The organism is Nocardia sp. NPDC050710, assembly GCF_040654375.1.
Classification (GTDB): Bacteria; Actinomycetota; Actinomycetes; order Mycobacteriales; family Mycobacteriaceae; genus Nocardia.
The window spans coordinates 22,312-47,514 of record NZ_JBFAHV010000020.1 but is presented as its reverse complement, the minus strand read 5'-3'; the positions used below and the strand labels follow the sequence as shown (position 1 = coordinate 47,514).

Sequence of the window (25,203 nt, the reverse complement as noted above, 5' to 3'; positions counted from 1 at the left end):
TTCCGTACCGGTGGCGACGGTCTTGCTACTGGCGGGATGCGGTTTCGACCCGTCGCAGGTGCCGGTGCCCGGTGCGACGCTATCCGGGCCCACCTATCAGGTCCGGATCGAGCTGGCAAACGCGCTGAATCTGCCCGCGCAGGCCAAGGTGGTCGCCAACGGCGCCCAGGTCGGCAGCCTGCGCGAGATGCGCGTGGTGGATCCCACGACGAGCGGGCCGGGGCGGGTGGATGCGGTGGTGGAGATCGCGGCCGCGGTCGAGCTACCGGTCACCACCACCGCGCAGCTGCGGCAGAACACCATTCTCGGTGACATCTACATCGGACTCACCACCCCGGCAACAGATTTCGATCGCACCATTCCGCCCGGCGGCACCATCCCACTGGATCGCACCCGGCCCGCGCTGCAGGTCGAGGACCTCTTGGCGGGCATGTCCACCTTCGTCGCGGGCGGGGCGATCCAGCAGATGCAGGAGATCATCGACCGGGTGAACGCGGTGCTGCCCGCGCAGCCCACCGAGACCTCGCGGATCTTCGAAGTGATCGGCCGCGATCTCGAGGACGTCGCCGCCGATATGGACTCCGTCGATCGCTTCCTCGACGCGATCCAGCGGGATCTCGCGGCGGTGCTGGACAACCCGCGCGAGGTGGACACCCTGCTGAGCGATCGTGGCGCGGTGGAGATTCCAGCCGACGCGAAGTCGCTGGTACTGACCCTGGGCGTGGTCGGCGGCCTCGGCATCATCGGTCACGCGCTGGCCTGGCTGGGGCCACTACTCGAAGCGGGTGACGCGACCGCCAAGGCGTTGGTTCCGCTATTGCTGGCGAATCGGCCGCTGGATCTGACCGCACCCTCCAATCTGAACCGTCTGGTGTCGCTCATCCGCGACACCATCATCCCGTTCGTGGAACGAGGGCCGAAGGTGAATGTCACCCGGATACAGATCGAGGGTGCGCCGCCCGTGGCCGCTGACGCACAGGTCGACAGCATCATCGCCACGTTGCGAATGATCGGGGTGGTCCGATGAAATTCAGTTCGATCGCCTCCCTCGGCGCCATCGGCGCCATATTCGTCATCGGCAGCAGCTATCTGAGTTTCGGTGTGGTGCGGGTAGATTGGTTCGTCGAGCAGACCTCCGCGACCATGGTGGTGCGGGACTCGGCAGGTCTGCTGCCACGGTCGAAGGTGCTGCTTTCCGGCCTGGAGATCGGGCAGGTAACCTCCGTGCGGCACGTAGGCGAGACGATCGAGATCGGATTCCGGTACGACGCCGACTATCACGTACCGGTGACCAGCACGGTGCGGATCGAGGCGCTGTCCGGGCTGGGCGAGCCCTATCTGGACTTTCGCCCGACCGCGCCGGGCGGGCCCTACCTGATCGACGGCGCCCGGCTGGATGCCGACCGGGTCGTGGCGCCGGTATCGATCCCCGAGGTGGCCCGCACCGCCACGCAGTTGTTACAGCAGGTCGATCCCGCCGCCGTCGGCTCCATCATCGACACCTTCACCACCGGTCTGGCGGGCACCGAAGCAGTCGTACCGCAATTATCCAGAGCCACCGATCTTTTGGCGGCAACACTGCTCAGCAGGACCGCACTGATCCGGGACATGCTGGTCGCGATGCAGGCGAACGCGACCGAGATGGCCTGGGGCGGTGACCAGCTCACCGAGGCCGCACCCGCGTGGACCGATTTCGGCCCGCGCGTGGCCCAGGTGGCGGACGCGATCGCGCGGGTGATCCGGATCGGCGACACCCCGGCCGATTACCTGACCGACACCGAGGAAATGATCGGTCTGGTGCCATTGGTCAACGAGCTGGCCGCCGAGATCGAAAAGCTCGGCCCGGACCTGCGGACCTTGCTACCGGTCTTCACGCCGTTGTTCGATCTCACCACCGGGATCATCGGACAGATCGATCTCGGCAGTCTGATCTCGCAGGCGCTGCACGCGACCGATCCGGACGGTGCGTTGCAGTTGCGGATTACTGTCAAATAGGGATCGGGTAGTAACGGCGCAAACGCGGGAGGTGTTGACCGCGTCCGCGTGTCGGTGCCCAGGTGCAGCTCGAGATCCGGAATATGCCGGACTGCCCGAACTTACCCCTGCTCCTGCTGGTCTGCCCTTCGGGCGGATGGTGGCGGCAGGTGAAACAGGTCTTTGATCCTGCGTAGGGCTTGGGCGTCACCGGTCGCGGACGCGACACCGGTTTCAATCGCCTCGGCGAACGTATTGCCTTGACTGGTCAGGCGGAGGAACTCCAGCTCACTGATAGTGATGATCGCGTCGGGGTGTTGAGCGGGTCCATGTAGTGTCTCGATCGTTTCGTCATCGATGCGGGCGTGGAAGACCTCATCGTCGATGCGGAACTCGTACACCGCGCGGAGTCCGGCGGCGGCCTCGGCATTGAAGCAGGCTCGAAGGCCGAGGACCGCCCAGCCCGGGTGGAACGTCTCGGTCGCGTGCGGTTCGCTCATCGCCCACTTCAGCCCCCATCGGGCCAGTGCCAGGATCGCGGGCTCGAGTTCCGCGCCCGCCTCGGTGAGGGCGTATGCGGGGGTACGAGCTGGGGGCGGGAGAATGATCTTTTCTGCCAGTCCCTCGCGTTCCAGATGTTTCAGGCGTGCGGCGAGCAGACCGGTGCCGAGACCGCGAAGACTGGCTTGCAGGTCGCTGAACCGTTTGGGGCCGGTCAACAGTTCGCGGATCAGCAGCAGCGTCCAGCGCTCGCCGACAAGATCGAGGGTGCGCGCGGTCGCGCAGTACTGGTTGTACGATCGCTGTTCCACTTCATCACTGTAGACCTCACGCTTCTCGTTCTTGAACAAGTGCGGAGGTCGGGAGCATGTCGGCGAGCACCTCCGGGTCGGTCAGCGTGCAGCAGCGGGATGACGCGGTCCCGGGTCCAGGGGCCGTGTATGAGAACGAACGTGGTCATTGGTGAATCTCCTTGCGCGGCAAGGGCAGAACCTGGTCGACGAATTCAGGCAACGCACCGCAGCGCCGGTTCGCCGCTTCCGGCCAGTCAGATCGGCGGCCCCATACGGCTTATCCTTTTCCGCAATCATCGGTACCAGATGCGAAACTATTGACTTCCTATTTTTGAAGTGCAAATGTTCTATTCTGTTACCTACGAAGGGAGTTCGAGGATGACCACTGCGCTGTACACGGCCGAGGCCCACGTCACCGGAGGCAGGGAGGGCCATGGCCGCACATCCGATGGGCGATTGGATCTGGACCTGCGTCAGCCCAAGGAACTGGGCGGCGACGGGGAGGGCGCAAATCCTGAGCAGCTCTTCGCGATTGGATACGCCGCTTGTTTCGGTACGACGCTCGCTCTGATCGGGCGGCGAGCCGGGCTCGAGGCGAGCGACGCGCTCATCGACTCGTCGGTGTCACTGGTCCCGATCGACGGCGGTCGTTTCGCGCTCGGCGTCGAACTGCGCATCACACTGCCCTCGGTCACCGGCGAACAGGCGATCGAACTGGTCGAAACGGCCCACCAGGTCTGCCCGTACTCCAACGCCACGCGAGACAATATCGATGTGGCACTGGTGGTCAACGGCACCGGGCTGTAACGCCCAGCGCCGCAGCTGTTCAGAACGGGGTGCCCCGGACGTGCAGCGGCTGGTAGCCGGTCGGCCCGAACCCGGCGAGTTCGATATCGATTGGCCCAGGCCGTGTTTCGAAAGTGGTTGAGGGCGGGCGACCTGCCTGCCCTCAACCGTGTCGTAGCCAATGAGGAGATCGTTCAGGGCAATAGGCTCCAAGATTCGGCTCGCGGGTTCATCACGGCCCCAACGGTTTACAACCTCGCCGCTGCCAGCGGATCTGGCCGACGAATTCACAGGCGGGGGCATGCCGATGCCAGCGCAACCGATACTGCGAGGTCAGCCTCGGTTCAGGACCGGGCCCAGGGCGGGAATAGCGAATCGGGCTGCTTGGCACATCCGCGGCTCATGACTGGTCGAGGTCCGACTCCGGTGAGTTCGTCGCACCGGCCGACATCAGTCTCTCGGCCAGTGCGCGACAGCGTCTTGCCAGCTCGGGAGGTTCGAGTACCTCGAAGTCGTGGCCCAGTAGGAGCACGTGCATGAGCACGATGTCCAGGTTGTCGGCGCCGCCGAGTACCTCGCAGTGGTCATCGTCTCGCCGTCGTACGACGGCCGCCGACGCCGAAATCTGCTCGCGCACAGTATCTGCCGACGCGTGCACGAGGAAGCGCGCCCGGTGTGGGTAGACCCGGCTCGCCACACCCTCCTGCACGTACGTCGCCGCGTCAGGTGCCGGGCGCGGGCGGAAGCGCCAGGTCCGCGCGGACACATCGGTCATCCTGTCGACGCGGAAGCTGCGCCAGCCGTCGCGATCGAGGTCGTAGGCAAGCAGATACCAACGGCGGTCGGAGGCGACCAGGCGGTAGGGCTCGACCTGCCGCTGTCGCACCTCGCTCTCGGTCGGGTACTCGAAGCGGGCCTCGACCTCGTCGCGGCAGGCTCTGGCCAGCGTCATGAGCATCTCGGGGTCGACCGGCGTGCGGCCCCCGCCGAACGACTCCACCGAGCCGGAGAGCGCGCGCACCTCGTGCCGCAACCGCGTGGGCAGTACTCGGTCGAGCTTGGTCAGCGCGCGGAGTGCGGCGTCCCCGGCGCCGGCGACCGCGCCACCCGCGCCGACGAGCAGCGATACCGCGGTGACGATCGCCTCCTCGTCGTCGAGAAGCAGCGGCGGCAGATCCTGCCCCGGGCCGAGCTGATAACCGCCGCCGACACCCTGGCTGGCATGCACCGGATAGCCGAGCGTGCGTAGCCGCTCGACATCGCGCCGCACCGTACGCGATGTGACTCCGAGCCGGTCGGCGAGTTCGGGGCCGGTCCAGACACGGCGTTGCTGCAACAGCCCGAGCAAGGTGAGCACCCGCTCTGTCGTACCTCGCTCATCACCGCTCGCCGCGTCCATATCGCCCATCCTGCCCCAAATAGCGGACCGATTCTGTCCGCTAGGCGTGTCAGGGTGGCGCCATGGATGTGAACGAACTCGATTGGAACCGGACGTTGCTCGAACAGTGGGAGTTCCACTGGAACCATCAGATCCGAGCCCGGCTCGACGGCCTCACCGACGACGAGTACTTCTGGTCGCCGGTGGCGGACGCCTGGAGCGTGTGGCCGCGCGGCAGCTCAACGGCGCCCATGCAGGTCGGAGCCGGGGAATTCACGATCGATTACGCCTTCCCCGAGCCGGTCCCCGCTGCCTTCACCACAATCGCCTGGCGTCTCGGCCACGTCATCGTCGGCGTGCTGGCGGCGCGCAATGCAGCACACTTCGGCGCGCCGGCGGTGTCGTACGAGACGTGGGAGTACGCGGGCGACGCGGCTACCGCGCTCGAGCAGCTCGAGACCCAGCTCGACATCTGGCTGGCCGGGGTGCGCGACCTCGGCGATGCCGGGCTCCGGGTCCCGGTCGGCGCGAAGGAGCCATTTCCCGAGTCGCCCATGGCTGATCTGGTGCTGCACATCCACCGCGAGCTGATCCACCACCTGTCCGAGATCTGCCTGTTGCGCGACCTCTACCTGCACACGAAACTCAGCGCGCCCGAAAGGAAAGTCATGACCGCGAAGACGACACACCTCGACCCCGAAGAGCTCCACAACAACCCTGCCTTCACTCAGGGCGTGATCGCGCCCGCTGCCCGCACGCTCTATGTCGGTGGTCAGCTCGGCACGGATAGCACCGGAAAAATGCTCGACGGTATCGAGGCGCAAACCGCTCAGGCAATGCGAAATGTGCTGACTGTGCTCGCTGCTGGAGGTACCGGTCCCGAGCATGTCGTCAAACTGAACATCTACCTCGTCGACGGGGTTGACGCACAGGTGGGATACGCGGCGTCACGATCGGTGTGGGGCGATCACCGCACAGCCATCACGGTCGTTTCCACCGCGGGACACGCTCGCCCGGGCGCGCTCGTGGAGATCGACGCAGTAGCGATTATCCCCGAATAGACGAATTCCCGAGTTGGCAGAACCCGGCTGGTTGGGCCCTACGGGAGTTCCGGACCCGTCATTGTGCTGCGCAATGTTGCGGGGGTAGCGTGCTGGGCGTGCAGCGCGCTTACTTCGCTACGACGCCGGACGACGTCCCGGCGCGCTGACTCTGTTCTGATCAAAGCCCCGGGCGGATGCCCGGGGCTTTCGCGTGTGGTCATCCGCCTTCGACTGGAAGGAAGACCCACATGTACGACCACCGGAAACTGGGCCGGGAACTCGGCCTGTTCGACACCGACCCACTGATCGGGGCCGGACTACCGTACTGGCTGCCCGACGGTGCGATCGTGCGCCACAGTCTCGAGGAATACATCCGCACCGCCGAACGACGAGCGGGCTACCAGCACGTGTACTCGCCGGTGCTCGGCAAACGAGAGCTGTATGAAATCTCCGGCCACTGGGCGCATTACAACGACGACATGTACCCGCCGATGGACGTTGGTGGTGAGCAGGTGGTGCTGCGTCCGAGCCTGTGTCCGCATCACGCGGTGATGTACCGGTCCCGTTCTCACAGTTACCGCGAACTGCCCCTGCGCATGGCCGAACTCGGCGCGATGTACCGCTCGGAACTGTCCGGTGTGCTCGGCGGGTTGACCCGAGTGCGATGCATCCAGCTCAACGACGCGCACATCTTCTGCACCCTCGACCAGGTCGCCGAGGAGGCCGCTGCCGCGCTGGCATTGATCGGCTCCGCATACCGGGCCATGGGAATCACCGGCGCTCGCTACCGGCTCTCGCTACCAGGAGCGAGTGGGAAATACGTTGCGGCACCGGATATGTGGCAGCGTGCGAGCAAGATTCTGAGCGAGGTGCTCGACCGGTCCGGCATGCCTTACGAGGCCGCCGAGGGCGAAGCCGCGTTCTATGGCCCGAAAATCGACATCCAGATCAGCGACCACGCCGGCCGCGAATCGACCCTGTCCACCGTGCAGGTCGACTTCCATCAACCCGAGCAGTTCGACCTGCACTATATCGGCGCCGACGGAGCCAAGCATCGGCCGGTTATGGTGCACCGCAGCATCATCGGCAGCGTCGAACGTGCGGTCGCACACCTGATCGAACATCACGGCGGGGCTTTCCCGGCATGGCTGGCCCCTGTTCAGGTAGTGGTGCTGCCAGTGTCCGATGCCCAGGAACCCGCCGCCGCCCAACTCCGCGACCAGTGTCTGAGCGCGGATCTGCGCGCACAGGCGGTGAATACCGAGGCAGGAAGCCTGGCGGCGCGGGTGCGCGAAACACGTCTGGCGCCATACCAGTTCATTCTCGGCCCGGCCGAAGTCTCCAGCGGGGGTGTGGCAGTACGACTGCGAGACGGACGTCGCCTACCCGCCCAAGCTGCCGGTGATGCCATCGCCCGAATCCGAGCACTGATCCAGGCCCACGACACCCGTTTGTGGGCCGATTGATACTTACCGGTGGCCCTGGGGCCACCGGTAGCACACTGCCTTGACGGCGCGCCGCGTTCGAAGGTGGCACACCGCCGAGGGCCGGACGGCGAAGTGCCATGTAGCACTGCGAGAACAGCACCACTCACCGCTGCGAGTCACAGGCTGAAACGGAGCGACCAACGAGATTCGGTGCTTGCCCGGGCATCCTATCGGTTCTGACTTAGCTCGGTGAGCGGCGCGCTCTCGGTAAAGCCGGTCCAATCGGAGGCAGCGGTGAGGGGAACTCGGGAAATGTGACCATGGTCCGGTTCGGCACGATGCTTCTTCCAGGCAGCGGCGCGGATTTTCGCGAAGTCCCAGAACAGATTGCCCCAGTAGTCGAGGTGATCTCGGCCTTCGGGCTGGTGGGGATCATGCTGCACGGTCCACCATCGTGTTTCGTTGAACCATTGGATGGCGCTGCTCTCACGCGCGTCCGCTGATCGGTAGCAGGCCACCACATACTTCCCGGGTCGCGACAGTCGCTGTAGGAGTTCCGTTCGGCCGACGTATCCGGGTGACTCGGCGTGGTGATCGACAATGACGAGCCACTTCGGTAAGACTGCACCCGCCAATGCGGAACTTCCTGGGGCATAGACGATTCCAGTGTTGGTGAGGCCCAGCTCATCGAGAATGGATTGTGAACTGGCCCCGGTCAGGTAGATCGCCATCCAGGAGATGCCGGATCGGTGCAGGCCGTTGATGTCGGATTCGGCAGACCCGGAACTGGTGCCTGCCACTCGTTGGGGTTCGAGGCCGCCGAGGCCCGATGATCCGATGTGTCCATGCTGCCGCGGAATCGGGCTGATGTGACCCGGTGCGATGGCGGCAAGATCGTGGCTGCCGCGGACCGAGACGAAGGTCAGAGCGTACTGATCTCCTTGCGTATCGATCTCGACCAACGCGGTACCGACCGCGAGGCTTCGCGCGCCGATGTACTCGAGTAGCTTTTCGACGTCCGTGCCGGGTTCGTAGGCTTCGAACTTCGCGCGTAGCGCCTTGGTCCAGCGCAGGCCCATTTCCGATGGGAACATGAACAACGATTTGAGGCCGTGAATGACTTCGTCGAGAGGCACTTTGACGTCCACCCGCACGATCTTCCGATCGGCCGCGAGCCGGATCAGCAACTCTTGGAGCGCTTCGTCGTCGTTAGCCTGACGACGTACCGCCCGGACATGGTCATCGCGTCCTGGAGCCAGGTACTCGACGATCCTGACAAAGGTATTGCGATCGTACTGCTGTCCCACTGATCTTTCTCCGATCCTTCAACCCGACACGTGCGATCAAGGTGCGGTCAGGGCGTTGCTCGGATATGGGGCACGCCCTGACCACTTCATCGATGGCTCAGGCGTCGGCGACGATGATGCCGGTGGCGCGGGCGAATGCCGGTGCCAGGTCCAGCAGTTGGAGCGGCGTGACGGTGGCCCCGCGTAATGCTTCCAGCCCGTCGGCGATGCCGATGCCGAGAGCGCCGCGCAGATCCACCTTCGTGAGTCGCGCCTTGTTCAGTAGTAGTCCATCCAGCCGCGAACCGGGGAAGGTGACATTGGTCAGGTTCGCACCGGCGAGATCGATGTCGCGCAGCACGCAGTCGACGAAGGTCACATCGCGTAGCGTCGCGGACCGGAGGTTGATCGAATCGAGTTTGCAGCCCTCGAACCGCATACGCCGTAGTACGGCACCGCCCGCGTCGACCCCCGCCAGCGCACCGGCGATCAACTCCGCGTCCTGCCAGGCGGTGTCGGCGAGTTCGGTGCCGATCCAGCGGACGTCGCGGCACCATACGTCGCGGAACCTGGTGTGACGCATACTCCCCCGGTTCATCGCGAAATCGGTGAAGGCCGATTCGGTGAACGTGGCATGTCGGACGTCCGCGTCGGAGACATCGATACCGCTCAGATGCGCGCAGTCGTAGTCCCCCTCCGGCTCGAGTTCGCCGTGGAAGGGTTCGAGGTAGCGCGCGTAAGGCAGGTCGGCCAGTTCACGAGGCATTCCCTTGACGTTACGGGCTCCCGCCGACAAGGACTCGCATCGATTGCATGCCCGACCCAGGCTCTCACCGCCCTCCTGATCCTTAGCCTAGGAAATGGTTTGACGGCGACGTTGGTTCTCCCATGAGACCGTTACGACGCATAGCCTTGTTCTGAGGGACATGATCATCCGGAGGGGCGCCATGACCACCCGGTGTATCGAGGAGGTGGCATGCCCGAGCCGCGCAAGACCGCTGTTCGACCGCCGCAGGCTACCGCCAGGTCGCCATTTCGGCCGCGCCGGCGCTGCGCCCGGTACTCACCATCGCGCTACTGCTGATCAGCATCGGACTGTTGTACGCGGCGAATCGGGCGGCACACGAAGGGCTGCACCGGGGATGGTTCGTCGCGGTATCGATCGCGGGGCTGTTCGTGGTGCGCGGACTGCATCTGTGCCGTCCGATCGCACTCTCGCACGTCACCGCTGCGGCGTTGATTCTGGCCTGCGCCAATATCGCCTATCGCGCCGAACACCCGTGGGTCGGGTTCGTCTTGCTGGCTTCGACCGGATTCGTCCTCATGTTGCCGCAGACGAGCAAACCGCAGCCCGAGCACCAGTACCGGGTGGCGGAACTGGTCGGGCGGACCGAGCACGATCCGCTGGCCACATTCGCGCTGCACTCGTTCAAGAGCTATTACTTCAATTCGGATTCGTCGGCCGCCATTGCCTACCGGACGCGTTTCGGGATCGCGGTGGTATCGGGCGATCCGATCGGTGAGCGCCGCGCATTCGCGCCGCTGCTGACCGAATTCTCCGAGTTCGCGGCCGAGCAGGGCTGGCGTATCGCGGTGCTCGGGGTGAGCCCGGAGCTGGCGGGCACGTGGCGGCGTCGGGCGGTGGAACATCGCGGTTTGCGTGCGATCCCGGTCGGGCGCGATGTGGTGATCGACGTCGACGACTTCGCCATGGTGGGCCGCGGCTTCCGAAACCTGCGCCAAGCCGTCAGCCGCACCAGAAACTTCGGCGTCACCACCGAGGTGACCAGTGAATCGGCGCTCACCGAGCCGCTGCGCGCCGAGCTTTTCGGCATCGTCGACGAGTGGCACACCGGTCGGCAGAGCCGCGGCTTCTCGATGATCCTGGACCATCTGCTGGACCGTCGCAATCCGGGGATGCCGGTGGTGTTGGCCCGGGGTGCGAACGGGCGGGTCGTCGCTTCCAGCGCTACGGAATGTCGGCGCGCGGTAGCGAAATCAGCCTCGACGTGCCGTGGCGGCGCAAGGATGCGCCGAACGGCCTGGATGAGCGCATGATCGAGGCACTGGTCGAAGCGTTCACCGAGGTCGAATTGCGCGGTGACAAAGCCTGCGGTCCGGCAAAGGTGCTGTACCGGCTGGTTATCGAGGACGCAGCGGGTCGTTCGGGCGCGGGGTGACGGGGCCACCGCCGAAGCGCCACACGAGCTGTACCGCGCCCTCGCCGACGTCGCGCACCAGCTGATCAAGTTCTGCGACAGCATGGCGCGCAAGTTGTACGAAGCCGCCACGGGGCTCGAACTCGAGCAATACATAGTGATCGGTATCGCCTGTGTGCTTGCGGCACAGTTGCTGTGGGATCTGGCGTTCGGCATCGCGGGTGTCCCGGCGGCGGTCGGCCATCGGGCCGCGGCCGATGCGGCGATGAAGCTGGCGTGGCGCGGTGATCGGCGGTGTGACCACGGGCGGGGTTCTATCGCGCCGAAAACTGGCAGGTGGCCTCGAGCTTTCCGATCAGCTACATGGTCGATCTGTTTCAGGTTCCCGAACCGAATCGATGTGCTTCGGCGACAAATATCTCGACAGGTCGATCGGGTCGGGTGCCAACCCCATCGCCCACGCAGCCGCGATAGACCTCAGCCGGTTTTGCAGGTCGGTATCTGCCACCCCGTCGATCAGTTTCACAGTTTGCGACAGCTTATGCTCGGACAACTTCAGCGACTGCTCCATTTCATGATCTGCCTGAATGCTGGACTTCAGCGAGCTCACTTCCTGTGTCAGATGTACCCGCGCACGGTTTGCGTGGACAGCGAACGCGCCCGCAGTCGTCGTGATCAGTACACCCGCGAGGGCTGTCACCACCGGAACGTAGCTCAAATCCGGATTCCCGACCTTGACGAGAGCCAGCACGCCCCCTCCCATGATGACCAAAGCGCCGGCCAGTGCGACACCGATGCTGATTCGGAACGTCATCCCGTACTGCTTCAACGATTCCTGCAGGAAGTCGAAGAAGAACTCTTGCTGGCGCTCTGCAAGGGTGGACGGCGTATCCACGACCTGCGGTTGACTGTGAACGATGACGCCGTAGTTGTCACCACTGATGTTGACCTGCGGCGCGCCGTGGAAGCGGGCAGCAGCATGGAGCGCCATGAGATGCATTGCCATGGGCTGGTCGACCCCATATACCGCCAGAAGTTCATGCAGCTGGGCAGCGTTTCTGGGAATTTTCGCTTCGTGGATCCAACCGTGCAGAGCGGTTCGCTTTATTCCAGTTCGTTCTTCGAGTTCCCGGAGGGTCAAACCTCGCTCTTTGTGAATTCGACTGAGTGCCGCGCCGAATTCCCGGCGGGCTGCGGCAGCGTCGTTAGCGCGACCGGGATCGTCGTCCCCTGCGACTTGTCCACTTGTCATTTGCGCCCCCTTCCATTGCGCAGATTTGAGGTCAGCGTAACTCGCCGAATCGTACAAACAGGGCGTGAGACGCTCTCCTGAACCTTGTGTCGCAGGTTCGAATCCCGACTAAGACCATGTCCCACGTCGCTGATTTCGCCTTCATCAGTTTCTTGAAGCCGGTGAGTGCGGCGGCCAGTGTCAGGAAGGCGCAGAAATGGTCAGCCGGCCGCGGCGGCACGCGCAGTCGGCCAGGCGCGAGCGAGGCTGAGTAACTGTTCGAGGTCGGTGTCGAAATCCCGTGCCAGGGTCAGTGATTTGGACAGTTTTCCCGACTCGGTCGGCGACGCCCCATCCTGTCTTGCCTTTGCGGCATGGGCGAGTTGAAGTGCGTATTCTGCCATCCACCGGCCCGATTCGGCCTGAACGACACCGGATCGACCGGGGGCGGCGGGGACGACACGAAAGTAGGGCGTCAGATGCAAAACCGCATCGCGGATCTCAACCGTCATCCGGAGGAGGCGAGCATCGGGATCGACCGCGCCGCTCTCGTCAGCGAGCACGATCTCCGGCACCGCTGCTGTGAGATCTCGCCATAGTGGTTGCAGCCGTCGGCAATGACGCCCGGTGCGGTCGAGTCCGGCGCTGGAGATCACCCGAATGACCAGCGGGACAGCGCAAACGATCGCAACAACAGCACCACACAGCGTGATGGCCGATTCGATCCGCGGCAATTGCGGACCGAGCGCAGGCCATCCGGTGAACGATTGCGTGATGCCGACGACCTCGGTGATCCAGGCATAGTTCAGGGCCAGGCCAATGCAATAGCCGACGACGCGCGGTCCGATCGAGAGATCGCCGAAAAGAACCTCACGAACGAACGTCATATAGATCGCCACGGTTCCGATCGTCAAGGGAATCGCGAAGAGAGTCCCGATGACAAATCCTTCCCAGCTAGCCGTGAATTCGACCGGTCGGCCCTCGTTTCTGGCGGGAGTTCCGGCGATGAGGATCAGCGCCGCCGCGACAACCGCCGCCAGACTCAACGCTCGCTGCCGTCGCAACACCGTGCCCATGTCGGCGTCGGGCGCCACCGCGCGCGCAATGGTGTAGAGGTGCGCGGACATCATGACAATGCTGCCGAGCGCAAGCTGATTCGCGAGGCTCGGTGTAAACGTACAGCGGTAAGCGAGTAGCGCGACGATGAACCACATCAGCAACCGATTGATGAGCTGATCGATCACCGTGTCCCTGACGATAACCAGTCGGCACAAGGTAACAGCCAGCAGACAACCGATTACCGGCCAGGCGATGATCCCGGTAATCGGAATCCACATCGTCGTACCCCCTCGATCCGTCAGCCTCGCTCGACCGAGCGTAGCGGCGCGACCCGAGTGGCTAGCCAACCACCGCCGACTCGGGTGTCCGATCGGCTGTCGCGATGGCTTCGCCCGGCGCTGACCTCCCTTGAGACCCTGTCTCACGTCGCTGATTTCGCCTTCTTCAGTTTCTTGAAGCCGGTGAGCGCGACGGCCAGTTCGGTGCGCAGCCGCCGAGCCTTGCGGTCTCGGGCGCGGCGGTGCGGGTGTCGGGTGAGGCCAGGTGGGCGAGTTCGGCGGTCCCCAGGTGCGCACCGGGTTTGGCGTCGAACACCTCGATCTCGGCGGTGTGGTGGGGGCATGTAGCCGATTGCTGCGTCGCGCTCGGCGTGGCTTCGGTAGCCGCCGCCATACCCTCACCCATGCTGCTGCCTGGCTGGTGCCCGCAGCACCCCCGAACCGGCTACCGGATCCATGTCGTCGAGCAAACCACTCTCGAGCCCAAAGGATTTCGCCTCCGATCCCACAAGAGCTCCACAACCCCTTCGTAGAGGCAGGGTTTGCGGGATCCAGGTCGATCGAAAGTGACATGCTGTCTCGCATGGCGATCGACGGAGTGGTTGCGAACGGGTACGAAGCGGTGCGGGCGGCGTTCGCCGCGAATTTCGCCGAACGGGGCGATATCGGTGCGGCGGTGTGCGTATATCGAGATGGTCGGCCCGTGGTGGATCTGTGGGGTGGATCCGCGGATCCGAACGGTGGCCGGGCCTGGGAGCGCGACACCATCCAGCTCGTCTACTCCTCGACCAAGGGTGTCACCACGACCGCGGCACATCTGCTCGCGCAGCGCGGCGACCTCGATTTCGACGCACCCGTTGTGCGGTACTGGCCGGAGTTCGCGGCGGCGGGCAAGGCCGAGATTCCGGTGCGGTGGTTGCTGAGTCATCAGGCGGGGCTCGCGGCGTTGGACAAGCCCGTGCCGCTCGCGGACGCGCTGGCCTGGCAGCCGATGGTCGAGGCACTCGCCGCCCAGACGCCGAACTGGACGCCCGGCACCGCACACGGATATCACGGCCGCACCTTCGGCTGGCTCGTCGGTGAGGTGATCCGCCGGGTCAGCGGTCGCAGCGTGGGGCAGTTCGTGGCCGAGGAGATCGCGGGTCCGCTCGGAATGGATTTCTTCATCGGGCTGCCCGAGGCCGAACGGCACCGGGTCAGCCGTCTGGTGTTCGCGCCCGCGGTCGACTTCGCGGCGGTGCCCGCGGAGCTGATTCCGGCCGGAATGCGCGATTTGGTCGCGGCGAAGTTGGATCCGAACTCGTTGGCCAATCGCGCCTTTCAGGTCACCGACCCCGCCGAGATCGACTTCGACTCCCCCGCCGTGCAAGCCGCCGAGATCCCGTCCAGCAATGGCATCGGCACCGCGCGCGGACTGGCGCGGCTCTACGCCTCGTTGATCGGCGAGGTCGACGGCATCCGCCTGCTCACCCCGGAAACCGTGGCCGCCGCCACCCGGGTACAGGCCGACGGGATCGACCGCGTGATTATGCTGCCCAATCGTTACGGCACCGGGTACATGCTGCCCACCGAAGGCTTACCCCTCGGCGGTGGCGCCTCCTTCGGTCATCCCGGACGCGGCGGTTCGGTGGCCTACGCGGACCCCTCGCACGGTATCGCCTTCGCCTACGTCACCAACTACATCATCGAAGGGGCATTGGATCTGCGCGCCCGCAGCTTGGTCGAGGCGCTGGATCGGGCGCTGAGCTGACTGCTCGGCAATATATAGCTTTCGCGATGCGCGGCGTCGGTGTTACCGTCGAAATTGCGAGATCGAGGAAGGATCCCCACCATGACCAGGTTTGCGAAATCCGAGCGCCGAGTGCGCGGGTTCGACGCTGCCGTGGAATTCGGTGGCGGAAAATCGATCTCGCCCTTCGGCGGTAGTGGCGAGCGTTCCGCGGGCGGTTCGTGACCCGGGTTCACCTCCTGAGTCATCGGGTCGCTCCACCGGCACAACGCTCGGGAGCGGCCCTTTTTCTTGCGCGGCGCAGTTGCTCTGGTTGGCATGGGCAGCCTGACTTTCATTCAGGAAGTTCGTCGGTTCGACTCCGATCTGCGTCACGCCCGTTTAGTTCAGTGGGAGAACACCTCTTTTACACGGAGGATGCGGGAGTTCGATTCTCTCAACGGGTACGTATCTCAGCTCAGTCGGCAGAGCGCCCGGTTGACTGGGAGCTCCTATAGCTCAATTGGTAGAGCAGCTGACTTTTAATCAGCGGGTTGTGGGTTCGAGTCCTACTGGGAGCACAGGCGACGGCCTCACCGGGCATCGCGGCGGGACTTGCGGGTGGCGCGCCGCGTGCGCATCACATAACCGGGAGAAGGCGGCGTCCAGCCGAGTTGGGTGGCGGTCCCGAGGTCGTATGTGCCTTCACCGGCATGATCGAAAACGAACGCACGTCGGCACCGGCAACGCCGCCCGGCACATCACAGACCGATTCGGCCTCCGCGACGATCTCGCGCGCTGACGGAGGTCGCCGTAGTATTCGCCGACGAGGGCCTGTCCACCTACACCCCTGCCACAGATCAGCACACCACCTGCGTGGCATTGCCCAGGATCTCGTCGAGCACGTACTGTGCTTCGCGTCTGATCGTGACGATCACCTTGGTGCCCGCACCCGAAACGCGACCTGATCTACGCCAACGAGGGAGCCTTCAGGGCCCGGCACCGGGAGGATCAGAAAGGGCAGGCGTGGCGCCCGACCTTGGCCACGAACGCGGTAATCGCCTGGACCACAGAGTATTACGGCTTGGCGGGACCGTGCTGGCGCACATCTCGCGGCGCACAGCGAGAACATCAATTTCTTCGGCGCCATCGAGGTCGACATCGACGCCGAACTCGGCCCCACCGGTTCCCGGCCGCTGCGGGTACGCACCCTCTTCCGATCGGTGTCCGGTCGCGGTGTGCTTCGGGAGCGGCTGCCCGATAAGACCCTCAGCGACATGCGATCTCGCCTGACCGCCAAGGGACTCACTCGCCCGTGGGCCTCATCATGGCTGTTTACACCACTGCCCTGGAGTGGTTCCAGGACCGCCTTACCAAGGCAGCGGGCCGTCCGCGCTGAAGAAGCCGGCGGTTGGCCCGTCCGCGCCGATCGTGGCCAGCCGCACCACGACCGCCGCGCCCTGCGCGGGGGTGAGGTGTCCGGTGTGGTTGTTACTGTCGGTGTCGACGTATCCGGGGGCGACGGCGTTGACGAGGACGCTGTCCTTGCGTAGCTCGTTGGCATACTGCACGGTCAGCGCGCTCAGCGCGGATTTGGAGGGATTGTAGGCGGCCGACGGCAGCAGTGTCGCGAAGGGGCCGTCCGGGTCGCTGGTCAGGGTCAGCGACGCGGCGTGGCTGCTGACATTGACAATGCGCGGTGCCGGTGACCGCCGCAACAACGGCAGCATGGCGTTGGTCACCGCGATCACCCCGAAGACGTTGGTTTCGAACACCGCCCGGACCATATCCAGATCCACGGTGCTGGGAGCCTGGTCGTAGGCATCTTGTGGGGAAACCTGTCCGGAACCAGTTATGCCGGCATTGTTGATCAGGACGTCGAGGTGGCCGAATCGCTGCTCGACCTGTCTCGCGGCCGCCTGGACGGCGGTCGGATCGGTGACGTCCAGAGTGACCGCGTGCACGTCGCCGCGCGCCGCGCGCATCGCCGCGGCGGCGTCCTCTCCGCGCTGCGCGTCTCGGGCACCGATCAGCACCGTCATGCCCCGGGCGGCCAGCTGCTGGGCGACTGCGTGCCCGATTCCCTTATTCGCGCCTGTCACCAGCGCGACATTCTGGTTGGTGTGTGTGGTCTGCTCGCTCATTGGGAAGCTCCTTGCCGTGGGGGTTGTTTGTTCTTCGAGCGCGGTCGTTTCGTGATGCTTGCGGGGGTGGCTACGGCGATTTGCTCATCGGGCACTGGACCTCGAGGGATCGTGATCGAGTGCGAGGTGGCGGGTTTCGTCCGGCTCCGCGCAAACAGTGCTCGGGAATCAGCGCATGCTCACTGTGACCTCGCCGCTGTAGGTCTCCCGCGTGTTGACGATCGGCGGCGGCAGCTGCCCGAGCGTTTCCCGCATGCCGCTCATTCCGTCGAAGAATTCCTGCTGTGAGGTCCACAGCTGGGTTACGACGACCGTTTCCTCATCCGGCGTCATCACGTCGAACGAGAGAAAGCCGCCCTGTTTGCTCAGCGCTGATCCGGTGGCCTCCCCGCGCTGCACCTCCAGTGCCACGTTGGTCGGGTCCAGCTTGAAGATCGCCACTACCAGGTACGCCATCCTGCAATTCCTTTCGGTATACCGATATGTTCGGTAGGCCGAACTATACGGTAGAGCTACGATCTTGTCCATGACCGAGATCCGCCTACTGCCCGGCCTTTCGCTGACCCACACGCCAGCCGATCCGGCCGAGGAGGCGTGGCTGCTGATCGCCGAGGTCTCGGCGTTGCGAACCGGCCGCTGGATGACAGAAGCGGCGGAGGTGGGATTGACCGCAGTGCAAGCCCGAGCGCTGGTAGCGCTGGATCCACAGGCGCCGGCCAAGATGGGGGTTCTCGGGTCCGCACTGTGCATCGACCGGGCGTCACTGACCGAGCTTGTGGATCAGCTCGAGGACCGCAGCTACGTGGAGCGGCAGGCCTCACCGCAGGACCGGCGAGTGAAGGTCCTCGCCGTCACGCCGACGGGCGTGGCTGCCCGCGAACGCTTGATCGAAGCCCTCATCACACCGGATCCTGCGCTCGACCGGCTGTCTGGCGAGCAACTCGATGTTGTTGTCACGGCACTGCGCCAGGTGCTGGCCTGACCACGAGCCTGATCCGCAGCCAGGTGCGGATCAGGCATCCCGAGCGAGCTGGGACGGACCCGCACCCGTACTCGCCGACAGACTGATCAACCGGCGAGGCTGGTCGTGGGACAAATATCAGAACTGGCTCCCGGCGACCGCCCCCGACGCCCTGTGACGATAGCGCCTCGGCCTCACCTCTAGCGGCGCGACACGATCAGCGCAGGGTGCGCAACCAGCGGCGGGTGTCGGCGGGGTCGATGACGTCGTCGAGTTCGAGAACCGTTGCGGCGGTGAGGGCCTTGCCCTGGGCGTAGGCCAGCTGGACCAGGCTGTCGAAGGCTTCGCGCTGCTTCTCGGGGTCTGCGATGGCGGCGAGTTCCTTGGCGAAACCCAGCCGGACCGCACCTTCCAATCCCATGCCGCCGATTTCGCCGGTGGGCCAGGCGATGACGAAACGCGGAGCACGGAAGGAACCGGCGGCCATGGCTTGCGCGCCCAGACCGTAACCCTTCCGGAGGATGACGGTGCCCCACGGGACCGACAGACCCGCCGCGTCGATGAACAGGCGACTGAACTTCGTGACGGTGGCGTGGGTTTCTGCCTCGGGTCCGACCATGAAACCCGGTGTGTCGCAGAGCGAAACGATCGGAAGCCCGTGCGCGTCACACAGGCGCAGGAACATGCTGAGCTTATCGGCGGCGGGTGCGTCGATGGCGCCACCCAAGTGCTGGCAGTCATTGGCGATCAGCCCGAACGGGCGACCCTCCACCCGAACCAGCGCGGTGACGATGCCGACCCCCCAGTCGCGGCGCAGTTCCAGAACCGAGCCGATATCGGCGACGGATTCGATGGCCGCGCGGATATCGAAGGCGCGCAACCGGTTCTCCGGCACCACGTGCCGCGCCACCCGCGGATCGGGCGCATCCCAGTTGTCCAAGGACCCTTGGAAGTACGCGAGATAGCGGCGGGCGATGTCCGCGGCGTCGGCCTCATCGGCGGCCACGATATGTACGACACCGTTGCGCCGCTGCACATCGATCGGGCCGATATCCTCCGGCTTGTACACGCCGAGCCCGCCGCCTTCGATCATGGCGGGCCCGCCCATGCCGATATTCGCATCGGGGGTCGCAATCACCACGTCGCAGATGCCGAGCAGCGCCGCATTACCCGCGAAACAGCGTCCGGAGACGATGCCTATCAATGGAACCCGGCCGGAGAGCGCGCCCATGGCTCGGAAGGTGGTGACATCGAGCCCGGAGATGCCGGGATAGTCGGTGTCCCCCGGCCTGCCACCACCGCCTTCGGTGTAGAACACCACCGGCAGCCGCTGCTCGCGCGCCAGTTCCAGCATGCGGTCGGTCTTGACGTGGTTGCGCATCCCCTGGGTGCCCGCCAGCACCATGTAGTCGTAGGACATGACGACCGCGCGGGCGGCCTGCGCGCCGAACCGGTCGGCATTGATGGTGGCCACGCCCGCGATCAACCCGTCCGCGGGGGTGTTCGCGATCAGATCCTCGGGAGTGCGCCGGGCGCGCTGCGCCGCCACCGCGAGCGCCCCGTATTCGACGAAGCTGTCGTCGTCCACCAGATCGGCGATATTCTCCCGCGCCGTGCGCCGACCCAGCCGGTGCCGTTTGGCCACCGCCTCGGTGCGCGCCGCGTCCAGACCGATCCGGTGCCGCTCCCACACCTCGGCCAGATCGGCGCGAATCGCGTCGAGATCGATCGCCTCGGTAGCGGCCGCGGCACCATCGTGGTCCGCCGACTCCCAGATGACCAGCGGCGCATGTGGATCGACGGTATCGCCCGGCGACACCACATGCCGCAGTACCCGCAGCGGCTCCTCCGCCCGCACCACGTGCTGCATCTTCATCGCTTCCAGAACCGCTACCTCGCCGCCCGCCGCGACCACCGCTCCGGGCTCGACCAGGCTCACCACGGTCGCCCCCATCGGCGATCGCAGTGCCGCTGTGTCATCGGGGAGTTCCACTTCGATACGCACAGCAGTGTTTTCGCCCGGCTCCAGCTCGCGATGCGTCGCCGGGCTGTAGTCGGCGGCCTTGCGGACGAGCTCCGCCACCCGGTTCTCGAACCACGCGGTGGTCACCGCGGCGGTGTCGTTCTCGATGTGATGCGACTCCCGCTGGTCGTTCACCACCGAGGCGAGTTCGTCCAGGACCGCGCGCAGCAGTGCGACATTCGTGTCGACACCGTCGATTACCGTTTCCGCCAGCGCGTCCGCGCAACGACGCAATGCGGCGGGATAGGTCGGGCCGCGGGCGATGATCTTCGCCAGGAGCGAATCGAACTGTGCGCCCTGCCGCATGCCGGGGTGGGCGGCGGTGTCGACCCGCACGCCGGTCCCGGTCGGGGCGGCGAAGTGGGCGAGAAGGCCGGTGCTGGGCAGCACTTCCCCACCGGCGGTCACGATTTCGGCGTTCACCCGAGCCTGTACCGCGTATCCCCTGGTCGCGACCGCAGGGAAACGGGATTCGGAAGGATCGGCTGATACGCCGCCGTCCGGCGTGTCGGTGGCAGGTGATCCGTCGGCGGCCGTGAACGTATCCGGCTGTGCGAGACCGAGTTCAGCGAGGTCCAGCCCTCGGGCGAGGTCGAACTGAATCGCGACGAGGTCGAGTCCGGTCACCTCCTCGGTGACGGTGTGCTCGACCTGTAGCCGAGGATTCACCTCCAGAAACCACGCGTCCGTTCCGCTGACCAGGAACTCGACGGTGATCACACCCTTGCAACGCACCGATTCGGCGAGTTCTACCGCATCGCAATGCAATCGGTCGCGCAATGCCGCGGTGAGATTCGGGGCCGGCGCGATCTCCACGAGCTTCTGTCTGCGACGCTGCACACTGCAATCGCGATCTCCGACGGCGACCGCGGTCTTGCCATCCGCGACGATCTGCACCTCGATATGCCGTGCGCCGGGCACCAGCGCCTCGGCGTAGACGCTGTCGCTGCCGAAACCGGCCAGCGCCTCGGCCCGGCAACGTTCATAGGATTCGGCCAGGCGCTCGGGGTCACGCACCAGCCGCATGCCACGGCCACCGCCGCCCGCGGCCGCTTTCACCATGACACCGTCCGGATAGCGGTCGAGCAGGGCGGCGATCTCGTCGAGTCCGGCGTTGGCGCCGGTCGCGGGCAGTACCCGCACTCCGGCGCGCTCCGCTGCCGCCCGTGCGGTGACCTTATCGCCGAAGGTGCGCAGCACATCCGGTGCCGGACCGACGAAGACGAGCTCGGCCGCCGCGCAGGCGGTTGCCAAATCGGCGCTCTCGCTGAGGAATCCGTAGCCCGGATGAACCAATGCGCTACTACCCGCCTTGCGCGCCGCGTGCACCACCGCGGCCACATCGAGGTATCCGGCGGCTCCCTTGCCCGGCAGCTGCACGGCATCATCGGCGAGCCGCACGTGCATCGCCTCCCGCTCGTCTCCCGTATGCACCGCGAGCGTCTCGTACCCGCGCTCACGGGCGGCCCGGAGCACCCGGACCGCGATCTCACCTCGGTTCACCACGACAACGCGCATACCCGCCAGTCTCGTTGACATTGACGTCAACGTCAACCAGCATAAGAGTCGTGACCCAATCCACCTGGTCGGTCCGGGCGGCGCGCGAACGCTCGCATACCGACCGCCACCGCGCCCTGCTCGACGCGGCCGCCCGCGTCTTCGCCACCCGTGGCTACGCGAACACCACCGTTGCGGCCATCACCGCCGAAGCGGGCGTCTCCCGGGCCACCATGTACGTCTATTTCGCCTCGAAAGAGGAGATTTTCCACGCCCTGGCCATCCGGGTCCGCGACGACTTCCTCGCCGCCCAAGAACCGGCACTGACCACGGACGACCCTCGCGAAATCCTGCGCGCGACCATCGAATCCTTCGCTGTGGCCGTGCATGCCGCGGGCCCCCTGCTACGCCTGATCGACGAACGCGGCGCGGTGGACCCCCACCTCACGACCCTGGCAGAGGAGATCGCGGAACGTCCCGTCCGCCGCTTCGCCCGATACTTGGAACGCCAACTCGAGGCGGGCGCGATAACCCTGCCGGCCCCACCCCGCATCATCGCCGAAACCATCGGCTACGCACTCACCAGTGGGACCTTGCACCGCCAGGCCGAAACACCCTCCGCGCGCGCCGATTACCTGCACCAGATGCAGAAGGTTGCCGAGTCTCTGCTCGGCCTGGCAGGTTGACCACGGACGTCACTTGGTACTTCCAGTGCGGACGGGGCCGAACTGCTGAATTCGAATGAGCCTACAGCTTGGACTGCTCGACAGCGGGATATTTGGCTCCGCAACACTGTCGGATGAGCGCCGGCGTCAGCGGACCGCCGTCTGTCGACATGACAACACCGCGCAACTCGGTTAGCGCTGCGGCAGTGCGCAATTCCTCGGGGAAATGATCAGAGCGCCACAGCGGATCCGCGATACCGGCCACCGCTTCCGGATGGTCGGCCAGGTGGTGCGCGATATTCGGCCATCGCACGCTGATCAGACACCAGAGCGCGAGTGTATCCGGGTTCGGATGGGCATCTTCGAGGAATCGGATCGACCGGATGATGCTATACGTGTTGACGAACTTCTTCGCTGACCGCGGATTGTGTCCGATGACCTCGGAGAACTTCCGGAGGGTATGTTCCGTACGCCGACGTTCGGAGCTCCGCGACATGGCTGTGACGATTTGACGCGCGCGCCCTTCTTCCAGTTCCTGCAATCGATCCAGCATGCTTTGCCGCAATTCTTCCGGTGACGGCTCGGCTTGGCGGGTGCGCGGCCGCGTTCGCGCCATCAAACGGCCGAGACGGCCCGGGCGTGGATCGTTGTCGGGCTCGGCAGTCGGCGGCTCCGATGGAAAAGCCTGCGCCGCAGTCGCTTCGGTCGATGCGGCGATTCTGAGCATATTGTCGAGAAAGGACGATCGGGCCGTACCGGTCAGCGCGGGCATCGGGATCGTGAGCTGAAACAGCTTGTCCAGGAATAAGTAACCCAGCGGCCGCCCGAGGTCTGCCGACATATCCACAAATGAATCATGCGCGCATTCGTAGCTGCGCCGTAACCACATGCCATCAGCCGCGATGACGAAGTAGGCAGCCCGGCGTTGGCCGGCTGCGCCTCCCACGCTCCGAACCAACGTCTGGATCATGTCGAGGAACTCGACGACATATTCCTTCGCGCAGCGATCGAGATCATCGATGAAGAAGACCACCGGTTTGTCGGAGCGATCGATTAGCCATCGGAAGTGCACGGCGATCTCAGACATCGGGTTGACTTGGGTTTGCTCGAAGAGCCGGGCGCCCCGTATGGAATCCCACAGGAGTAGACGCGCAGCGAAATATGCTCCTGTCCACACCGCGCCGAGCACCGTGATTGCCGCCGCCGCTATGCGCGCCAACGATAACCAGTTCGCGGCCGTCGAGTCCTTGGGGTAGATGAAATAGCCGACGACGACGGCGAGGAGGATCGTGAACGCGAGGGCGGTCGCATAGGTGGCCCCGGTCCGTCGCATTCGCTCGACCGATTCCGTCAAACGGAACCACGGGCGCACCCACCAACTCCGCCCTGTCGCCACCTCCGCTCGCAGTGTTGTCAGCAATGACCACCATGCGGGGGCCAATCGCGACTGCTGCCACGCGTCGAAGCGGACAACCCGAAAGTATCCGTCCAGTCGCGTCTCGAGCAGGTTCAGCAAGGTACTCTTACCGCTTCCCCACGGACCATCGATATGCATCAGAAACGACGTCGTGGGCTGCGACGTGTGAGTCTCGGTCAGGCGCATCGATATGACCGTCGCAATCGGACCCCGATGCAGTAGATCGGTCACCGCCGGTGCGTCGTGGGACCACTCGATATCGTCGCCTACGGGTTCATCGACGTGGTCGGGCGTCGGTTCGATGGTGTGCCCGCCGACGTCGGCAGGTGTCGGCTCCCCGAGCGGACGTTCAGATTCTCTCGACGGATCGTAGGCCGGGTTCCGGATCAGACCGACGTCGTCTCCAATCCTCGAACTCGTTTGCATCCGCAGAGGACTTTGGTGGCCGAGGGCTCTCATAGAGGCTGCGACATTAGCGTAAATAGCATCGACAGTAAGGATTTCGGACCCGCCCGGGATTCCTTGCGACAGAGTTCTGAGCAACTCGCCGGTGAATGCCGTGTACGGGCTGCCGCTCGAGTAGTACGAGTGTTCATTGGGCGCGGATGACGCGAGAACGACTGATCCGAGAGCCGCTGTCGCCGTGACGGCGACACGGGCGGGACCCGAATCGCTGATCGAGTCACGGCTGAATGCTCTTGCGCTGTAGCTGCAATCGAGAATGATGATCCGAAATACGGCCCGACTCCGAAGTAGCGTCTCGCGGATCTCCTGATACGGCAGACTCGTCCATCTCATGTGGGCGGGGTCCGTACGTGGCAACCCGAGATACAACCCGCCTCGCTCATCGACCAGGCCGTGGCCGGCGAAATAGATCAGCAGGACGTCGTCGGCGTTGTCGGCCGCTTCCACTAGTGCGGTGGAGACCGTCAGGGGATCAGCCGGGTCGATCACCGTGGTAGTAGGTAGTTCATTGCCGGTGAGGAGTCCAGCGAGGTCGTGCACGTTGTTGGCAATCGCCGGTATGTCGGCGAGCTTCTCGTACCGTCCGCAACCGATCAGTACCGCTTGCGACCGCAGCGGATCGGGCAGTCTGGGCATGCGCACCCCCATGCTCTGGAATCACCACGACAATTGGCAGTGGGGACGCTACCGCCTCATGACAGCGGGTCGCCATTCTTCCGCCGCGCGGCGCGGGTAGTGGTGCAGCCGAACGGAATCCGGCGCTTGCGCCGTCATGCTCCGGGAGGTTGATCCCGCAGCATGACGTAAGTGGTTGTGGCCGTCGCTGTTTCTTGCCGGATCCGCTGTTGGCGTTGGTCGCGGCAGTCGATGGAATCCGCTGGCGAAACCTGAAGTCGCCGTGCTGCTCT

General features: G+C 65.1%; 23 protein-coding genes, 3 tRNA genes and 2 pseudogenes. 16 read left to right on the top strand and 12 right to left on the bottom strand.

What is annotated here, in order from left to right; genetic code table 11:
- Window positions 1-10: 10 nt before the first annotated feature.
- The gene (locus AB0H61_RS28055; RefSeq protein WP_357310233.1) at window positions 11-1,027 is read left to right on the top strand and encodes an MlaD family protein; all 1,017 of its coding nucleotides are present in this window, start codon (window positions 11-13) and stop codon (window positions 1,025-1,027) included.
- A complete protein-coding gene (locus tag AB0H61_RS28050) occupies window positions 1,024-1,995 on the top strand; it encodes an MlaD family protein (RefSeq protein WP_357310231.1) in 972 nt (323 codons plus the stop codon). The genes AB0H61_RS28055 and AB0H61_RS28050 overlap by 4 nt, the downstream gene beginning before the upstream one ends.
- Before the next feature lie 101 nt (window positions 1,996-2,096).
- Here AB0H61_RS28050 and AB0H61_RS28045 read toward each other — a convergent pair whose 3' ends face one another.
- A complete protein-coding gene (locus AB0H61_RS28045) occupies window positions 2,097-2,786 on the bottom strand; it encodes a winged helix-turn-helix transcriptional regulator (RefSeq protein WP_357310229.1) in 690 nt (229 codons plus the stop codon).
- Window positions 2,787-3,146: 360 nt separating this feature from the next.
- Here AB0H61_RS28045 and AB0H61_RS28040 point away from each other — a divergent pair, with 360 nt between their 5' ends.
- Window positions 3,147-3,575, top strand: a complete 429-nt coding sequence (locus AB0H61_RS28040) for an organic hydroperoxide resistance protein (protein WP_357310228.1) — start codon at window positions 3,147-3,149, stop codon at window positions 3,573-3,575.
- Window positions 3,576-3,954: 379 nt separating this feature from the next.
- Here AB0H61_RS28040 and AB0H61_RS28035 read toward each other — a convergent pair whose 3' ends face one another.
- On the bottom strand, window positions 3,955-4,953 hold the full coding sequence (locus AB0H61_RS28035; protein ID WP_357310226.1) for a YafY family protein: 999 nt from the start codon (window positions 4,951-4,953) through the stop codon (window positions 3,955-3,957).
- Window positions 4,954-5,015: 62 nt separating this feature from the next.
- Between AB0H61_RS28035 and AB0H61_RS28030 the strand changes: the two are divergent.
- The 3 genes and pseudogenes from AB0H61_RS28030 to thrS all read left to right on the top strand — a co-directional run.
- Window positions 5,016-5,576 (top strand): annotated as a pseudogene (locus AB0H61_RS28030) (DinB family protein); the annotation flags it as partial.
- A gap of 24 nt (window positions 5,577-5,600) precedes the next feature.
- Window positions 5,601-5,993, top strand: coding sequence for a RidA family protein (locus AB0H61_RS28025; protein WP_357310479.1), 393 nt, complete (start codon window positions 5,601-5,603; stop codon window positions 5,991-5,993).
- Window positions 5,994-6,223: 230 nt separating this feature from the next.
- On the top strand, window positions 6,224-7,441 hold the full coding sequence (gene thrS / locus AB0H61_RS28020; protein WP_357310223.1) for a threonine--tRNA ligase: 1,218 nt from the start codon (window positions 6,224-6,226) through the stop codon (window positions 7,439-7,441).
- Window positions 7,442-7,629: 188 nt separating this feature from the next.
- Here thrS and AB0H61_RS28015 read toward each other — a convergent pair whose 3' ends face one another.
- Window positions 7,630-8,496, bottom strand: a complete 867-nt coding sequence (locus AB0H61_RS28015; protein ID WP_357310221.1) for a hypothetical protein — start codon at window positions 8,494-8,496, stop codon at window positions 7,630-7,632.
- An 18-nt stretch (window positions 8,497-8,514) separates the two neighbouring features.
- Here AB0H61_RS28015 and AB0H61_RS28010 point away from each other — a divergent pair, with 18 nt between their 5' ends.
- On the top strand, window positions 8,515-8,712 hold the full coding sequence (locus AB0H61_RS28010; protein ID WP_357310219.1) for a hypothetical protein: 198 nt from the start codon (window positions 8,515-8,517) through the stop codon (window positions 8,710-8,712).
- 94 nt (window positions 8,713-8,806) lie between these two features.
- On the opposite strand, the gene AB0H61_RS28005 is transcribed toward AB0H61_RS28010, so the two are convergent.
- A complete protein-coding gene (locus tag AB0H61_RS28005) occupies window positions 8,807-9,454 on the bottom strand; it encodes a pentapeptide repeat-containing protein (protein ID WP_357310217.1) in 648 nt (215 codons plus the stop codon).
- Window positions 9,455-9,786: 332 nt separating this feature from the next.
- Here AB0H61_RS28005 and AB0H61_RS28000 point away from each other — a divergent pair, with 332 nt between their 5' ends.
- Entirely contained in the window at window positions 9,787-10,746 is a 960-nt protein-coding gene (locus tag AB0H61_RS28000; RefSeq protein ID WP_357310215.1) for a phosphatidylglycerol lysyltransferase domain-containing protein, read from the top strand.
- On the top strand, window positions 10,743-10,868 hold the full coding sequence (locus tag AB0H61_RS27995; RefSeq protein ID WP_357310212.1) for a hypothetical protein: 126 nt from the start codon (window positions 10,743-10,745) through the stop codon (window positions 10,866-10,868). The genes AB0H61_RS28000 and AB0H61_RS27995 overlap by 4 nt, the downstream gene beginning before the upstream one ends.
- Here the strand turns inward: AB0H61_RS27995 and AB0H61_RS27990 are convergent.
- The 4 genes from AB0H61_RS27990 to AB0H61_RS27975 form a co-directional block, all read right to left on the bottom strand.
- Window positions 10,831-11,151, bottom strand: coding sequence for a hypothetical protein (locus AB0H61_RS27990; protein ID WP_357310210.1), 321 nt, complete (start codon window positions 11,149-11,151; stop codon window positions 10,831-10,833). The two genes, AB0H61_RS27995 and AB0H61_RS27990, sit on opposite strands and share 38 nt — an antisense overlap.
- A gap of 51 nt (window positions 11,152-11,202) precedes the next feature.
- On the bottom strand, window positions 11,203-12,099 hold the full coding sequence (locus tag AB0H61_RS27985) for a helix-turn-helix transcriptional regulator (RefSeq protein ID WP_357310208.1): 897 nt from the start codon (window positions 12,097-12,099) through the stop codon (window positions 11,203-11,205).
- A gap of 200 nt (window positions 12,100-12,299) precedes the next feature.
- Window positions 12,300-13,415 carry an MAB_1171c family putative transporter gene (locus AB0H61_RS27980; RefSeq protein WP_357310206.1) on the bottom strand — a complete coding sequence of 372 codons (1,116 nt, stop codon included), beginning with the start codon at window positions 13,413-13,415 and terminating at the stop codon, window positions 12,300-12,302.
- A gap of 166 nt (window positions 13,416-13,581) precedes the next feature.
- On the bottom strand, window positions 13,582-13,821 hold the full coding sequence (locus AB0H61_RS27975; protein ID WP_357310204.1) for a hypothetical protein: 240 nt from the start codon (window positions 13,819-13,821) through the stop codon (window positions 13,582-13,584).
- Window positions 13,822-13,998: 177 nt separating this feature from the next.
- Here AB0H61_RS27975 and AB0H61_RS27970 point away from each other — a divergent pair, with 177 nt between their 5' ends.
- The 5 genes and pseudogenes from AB0H61_RS27970 to AB0H61_RS27950 form a co-directional block, all read left to right on the top strand.
- Window positions 13,999-15,165, top strand: coding sequence for a serine hydrolase domain-containing protein (locus AB0H61_RS27970; RefSeq protein ID WP_357310201.1), 1,167 nt, complete (start codon window positions 13,999-14,001; stop codon window positions 15,163-15,165).
- A gap of 276 nt (window positions 15,166-15,441) precedes the next feature.
- Window positions 15,442-15,518 (top strand) — tRNA-Glu (locus AB0H61_RS27965).
- Window position 15,519: 1 nt separating this feature from the next.
- Window positions 15,520-15,590 (top strand) — tRNA-Val (locus tag AB0H61_RS27960).
- 41 nt (window positions 15,591-15,631) lie between these two features.
- Window positions 15,632-15,704: transfer RNA gene (locus tag AB0H61_RS27955), tRNA-Lys, on the top strand.
- A 374-nt stretch (window positions 15,705-16,078) separates the two neighbouring features.
- Window positions 16,079-16,340, top strand: a pseudogene (locus tag AB0H61_RS27950) (hypothetical protein); the annotation flags it as partial.
- Between the two features lie 153 nt (window positions 16,341-16,493).
- Here AB0H61_RS27950 and AB0H61_RS27945 read toward each other — a convergent pair.
- A complete protein-coding gene (locus AB0H61_RS27945; protein WP_357310199.1) occupies window positions 16,494-17,267 on the bottom strand; it encodes an SDR family NAD(P)-dependent oxidoreductase in 774 nt (257 codons plus the stop codon).
- A gap of 168 nt (window positions 17,268-17,435) precedes the next feature.
- Entirely contained in the window at window positions 17,436-17,723 is a 288-nt protein-coding gene (locus tag AB0H61_RS27940) for a hypothetical protein (RefSeq protein ID WP_357310197.1), read from the bottom strand.
- A 70-nt stretch (window positions 17,724-17,793) separates the two neighbouring features.
- Here AB0H61_RS27940 and AB0H61_RS27935 point away from each other — a divergent pair, with 70 nt between their 5' ends.
- Window positions 17,794-18,249: a MarR family transcriptional regulator gene (locus AB0H61_RS27935; protein WP_357310195.1), complete on the top strand. Its 456-nt coding sequence runs from the start codon at window positions 17,794-17,796 to the stop codon at window positions 18,247-18,249.
- A gap of 196 nt (window positions 18,250-18,445) precedes the next feature.
- On the opposite strand, the gene AB0H61_RS27930 is transcribed toward AB0H61_RS27935, so the two are convergent.
- Window positions 18,446-21,769, bottom strand: coding sequence for a carboxyl transferase domain-containing protein (locus AB0H61_RS27930; RefSeq protein ID WP_357310477.1), 3,324 nt, complete (start codon window positions 21,767-21,769; stop codon window positions 18,446-18,448).
- A 50-nt stretch (window positions 21,770-21,819) separates the two neighbouring features.
- Here AB0H61_RS27930 and AB0H61_RS27925 point away from each other — a divergent pair, with 50 nt between their 5' ends.
- Complete coding sequence (locus tag AB0H61_RS27925; protein ID WP_357310193.1) at window positions 21,820-22,434, top strand: helix-turn-helix domain-containing protein; 615 nt, start codon at window positions 21,820-21,822, stop codon at window positions 22,432-22,434.
- Window positions 22,435-22,495: 61 nt separating this feature from the next.
- On the opposite strand, the gene AB0H61_RS27920 is transcribed toward AB0H61_RS27925, so the two are convergent.
- Window positions 22,496-24,931, bottom strand: coding sequence for a P-loop NTPase fold protein (locus AB0H61_RS27920; protein WP_357310191.1), 2,436 nt, complete (start codon window positions 24,929-24,931; stop codon window positions 22,496-22,498).
- Between the last annotated feature and the right edge of the window lie 272 nt (window positions 24,932-25,203).

Coding starts and splice junctions, on each gene's coding strand:
- AB0H61_RS28005 (WP_357310217.1), bottom strand. CDS start 9,454: ATGCCTCGTGAACTGGCCGACCTGCCTTACGCGCGCTACCTCGAACCC.
- AB0H61_RS28050 (WP_357310231.1), top strand. CDS start 1,024: ATGAAATTCAGTTCGATCGCCTCCCTCGGCGCCATCGGCGCCATATTC.
- AB0H61_RS27935 (WP_357310195.1), top strand. CDS start 17,794: ATGACCGAGATCCGCCTACTGCCCGGCCTTTCGCTGACCCACACGCCA.
- AB0H61_RS28040 (WP_357310228.1), top strand. CDS start 3,147: ATGACCACTGCGCTGTACACGGCCGAGGCCCACGTCACCGGAGGCAGG.
- AB0H61_RS28035 (WP_357310226.1), bottom strand. CDS start 4,953: ATGGACGCGGCGAGCGGTGATGAGCGAGGTACGACAGAGCGGGTGCTC.
- AB0H61_RS27970 (WP_357310201.1), top strand. CDS start 13,999: ATGGCGATCGACGGAGTGGTTGCGAACGGGTACGAAGCGGTGCGGGCG.
- AB0H61_RS27985 (WP_357310208.1), bottom strand. CDS start 12,099: ATGACAAGTGGACAAGTCGCAGGGGACGACGATCCCGGTCGCGCTAAC.
- AB0H61_RS27930 (WP_357310477.1), bottom strand. CDS start 21,769: ATGCGCGTTGTCGTGGTGAACCGAGGTGAGATCGCGGTCCGGGTGCTC.
- AB0H61_RS27995 (WP_357310212.1), top strand. CDS start 10,743: ATGATCGAGGCACTGGTCGAAGCGTTCACCGAGGTCGAATTGCGCGGT.
- AB0H61_RS28025 (WP_357310479.1), top strand. CDS start 5,601: ATGACCGCGAAGACGACACACCTCGACCCCGAAGAGCTCCACAACAAC.
- AB0H61_RS27980 (WP_357310206.1), bottom strand. CDS start 13,415: ATGTGGATTCCGATTACCGGGATCATCGCCTGGCCGGTAATCGGTTGT.
- AB0H61_RS27975 (WP_357310204.1), bottom strand. CDS start 13,821: ATGGGTGAGGGTATGGCGGCGGCTACCGAAGCCACGCCGAGCGCGACG.
- AB0H61_RS27920 (WP_357310191.1), bottom strand. CDS start 24,931: ATGCCCAGACTGCCCGATCCGCTGCGGTCGCAAGCGGTACTGATCGGT.
- AB0H61_RS28015 (WP_357310221.1), bottom strand. CDS start 8,496: ATGTTCCCATCGGAAATGGGCCTGCGCTGGACCAAGGCGCTACGCGCG.
- thrS (WP_357310223.1), top strand. CDS start 6,224: ATGTACGACCACCGGAAACTGGGCCGGGAACTCGGCCTGTTCGACACC.
- AB0H61_RS27940 (WP_357310197.1), bottom strand. CDS start 17,723: ATGGCGTACCTGGTAGTGGCGATCTTCAAGCTGGACCCGACCAACGTG.
- AB0H61_RS27945 (WP_357310199.1), bottom strand. CDS start 17,267: ATGAGCGAGCAGACCACACACACCAACCAGAATGTCGCGCTGGTGACA.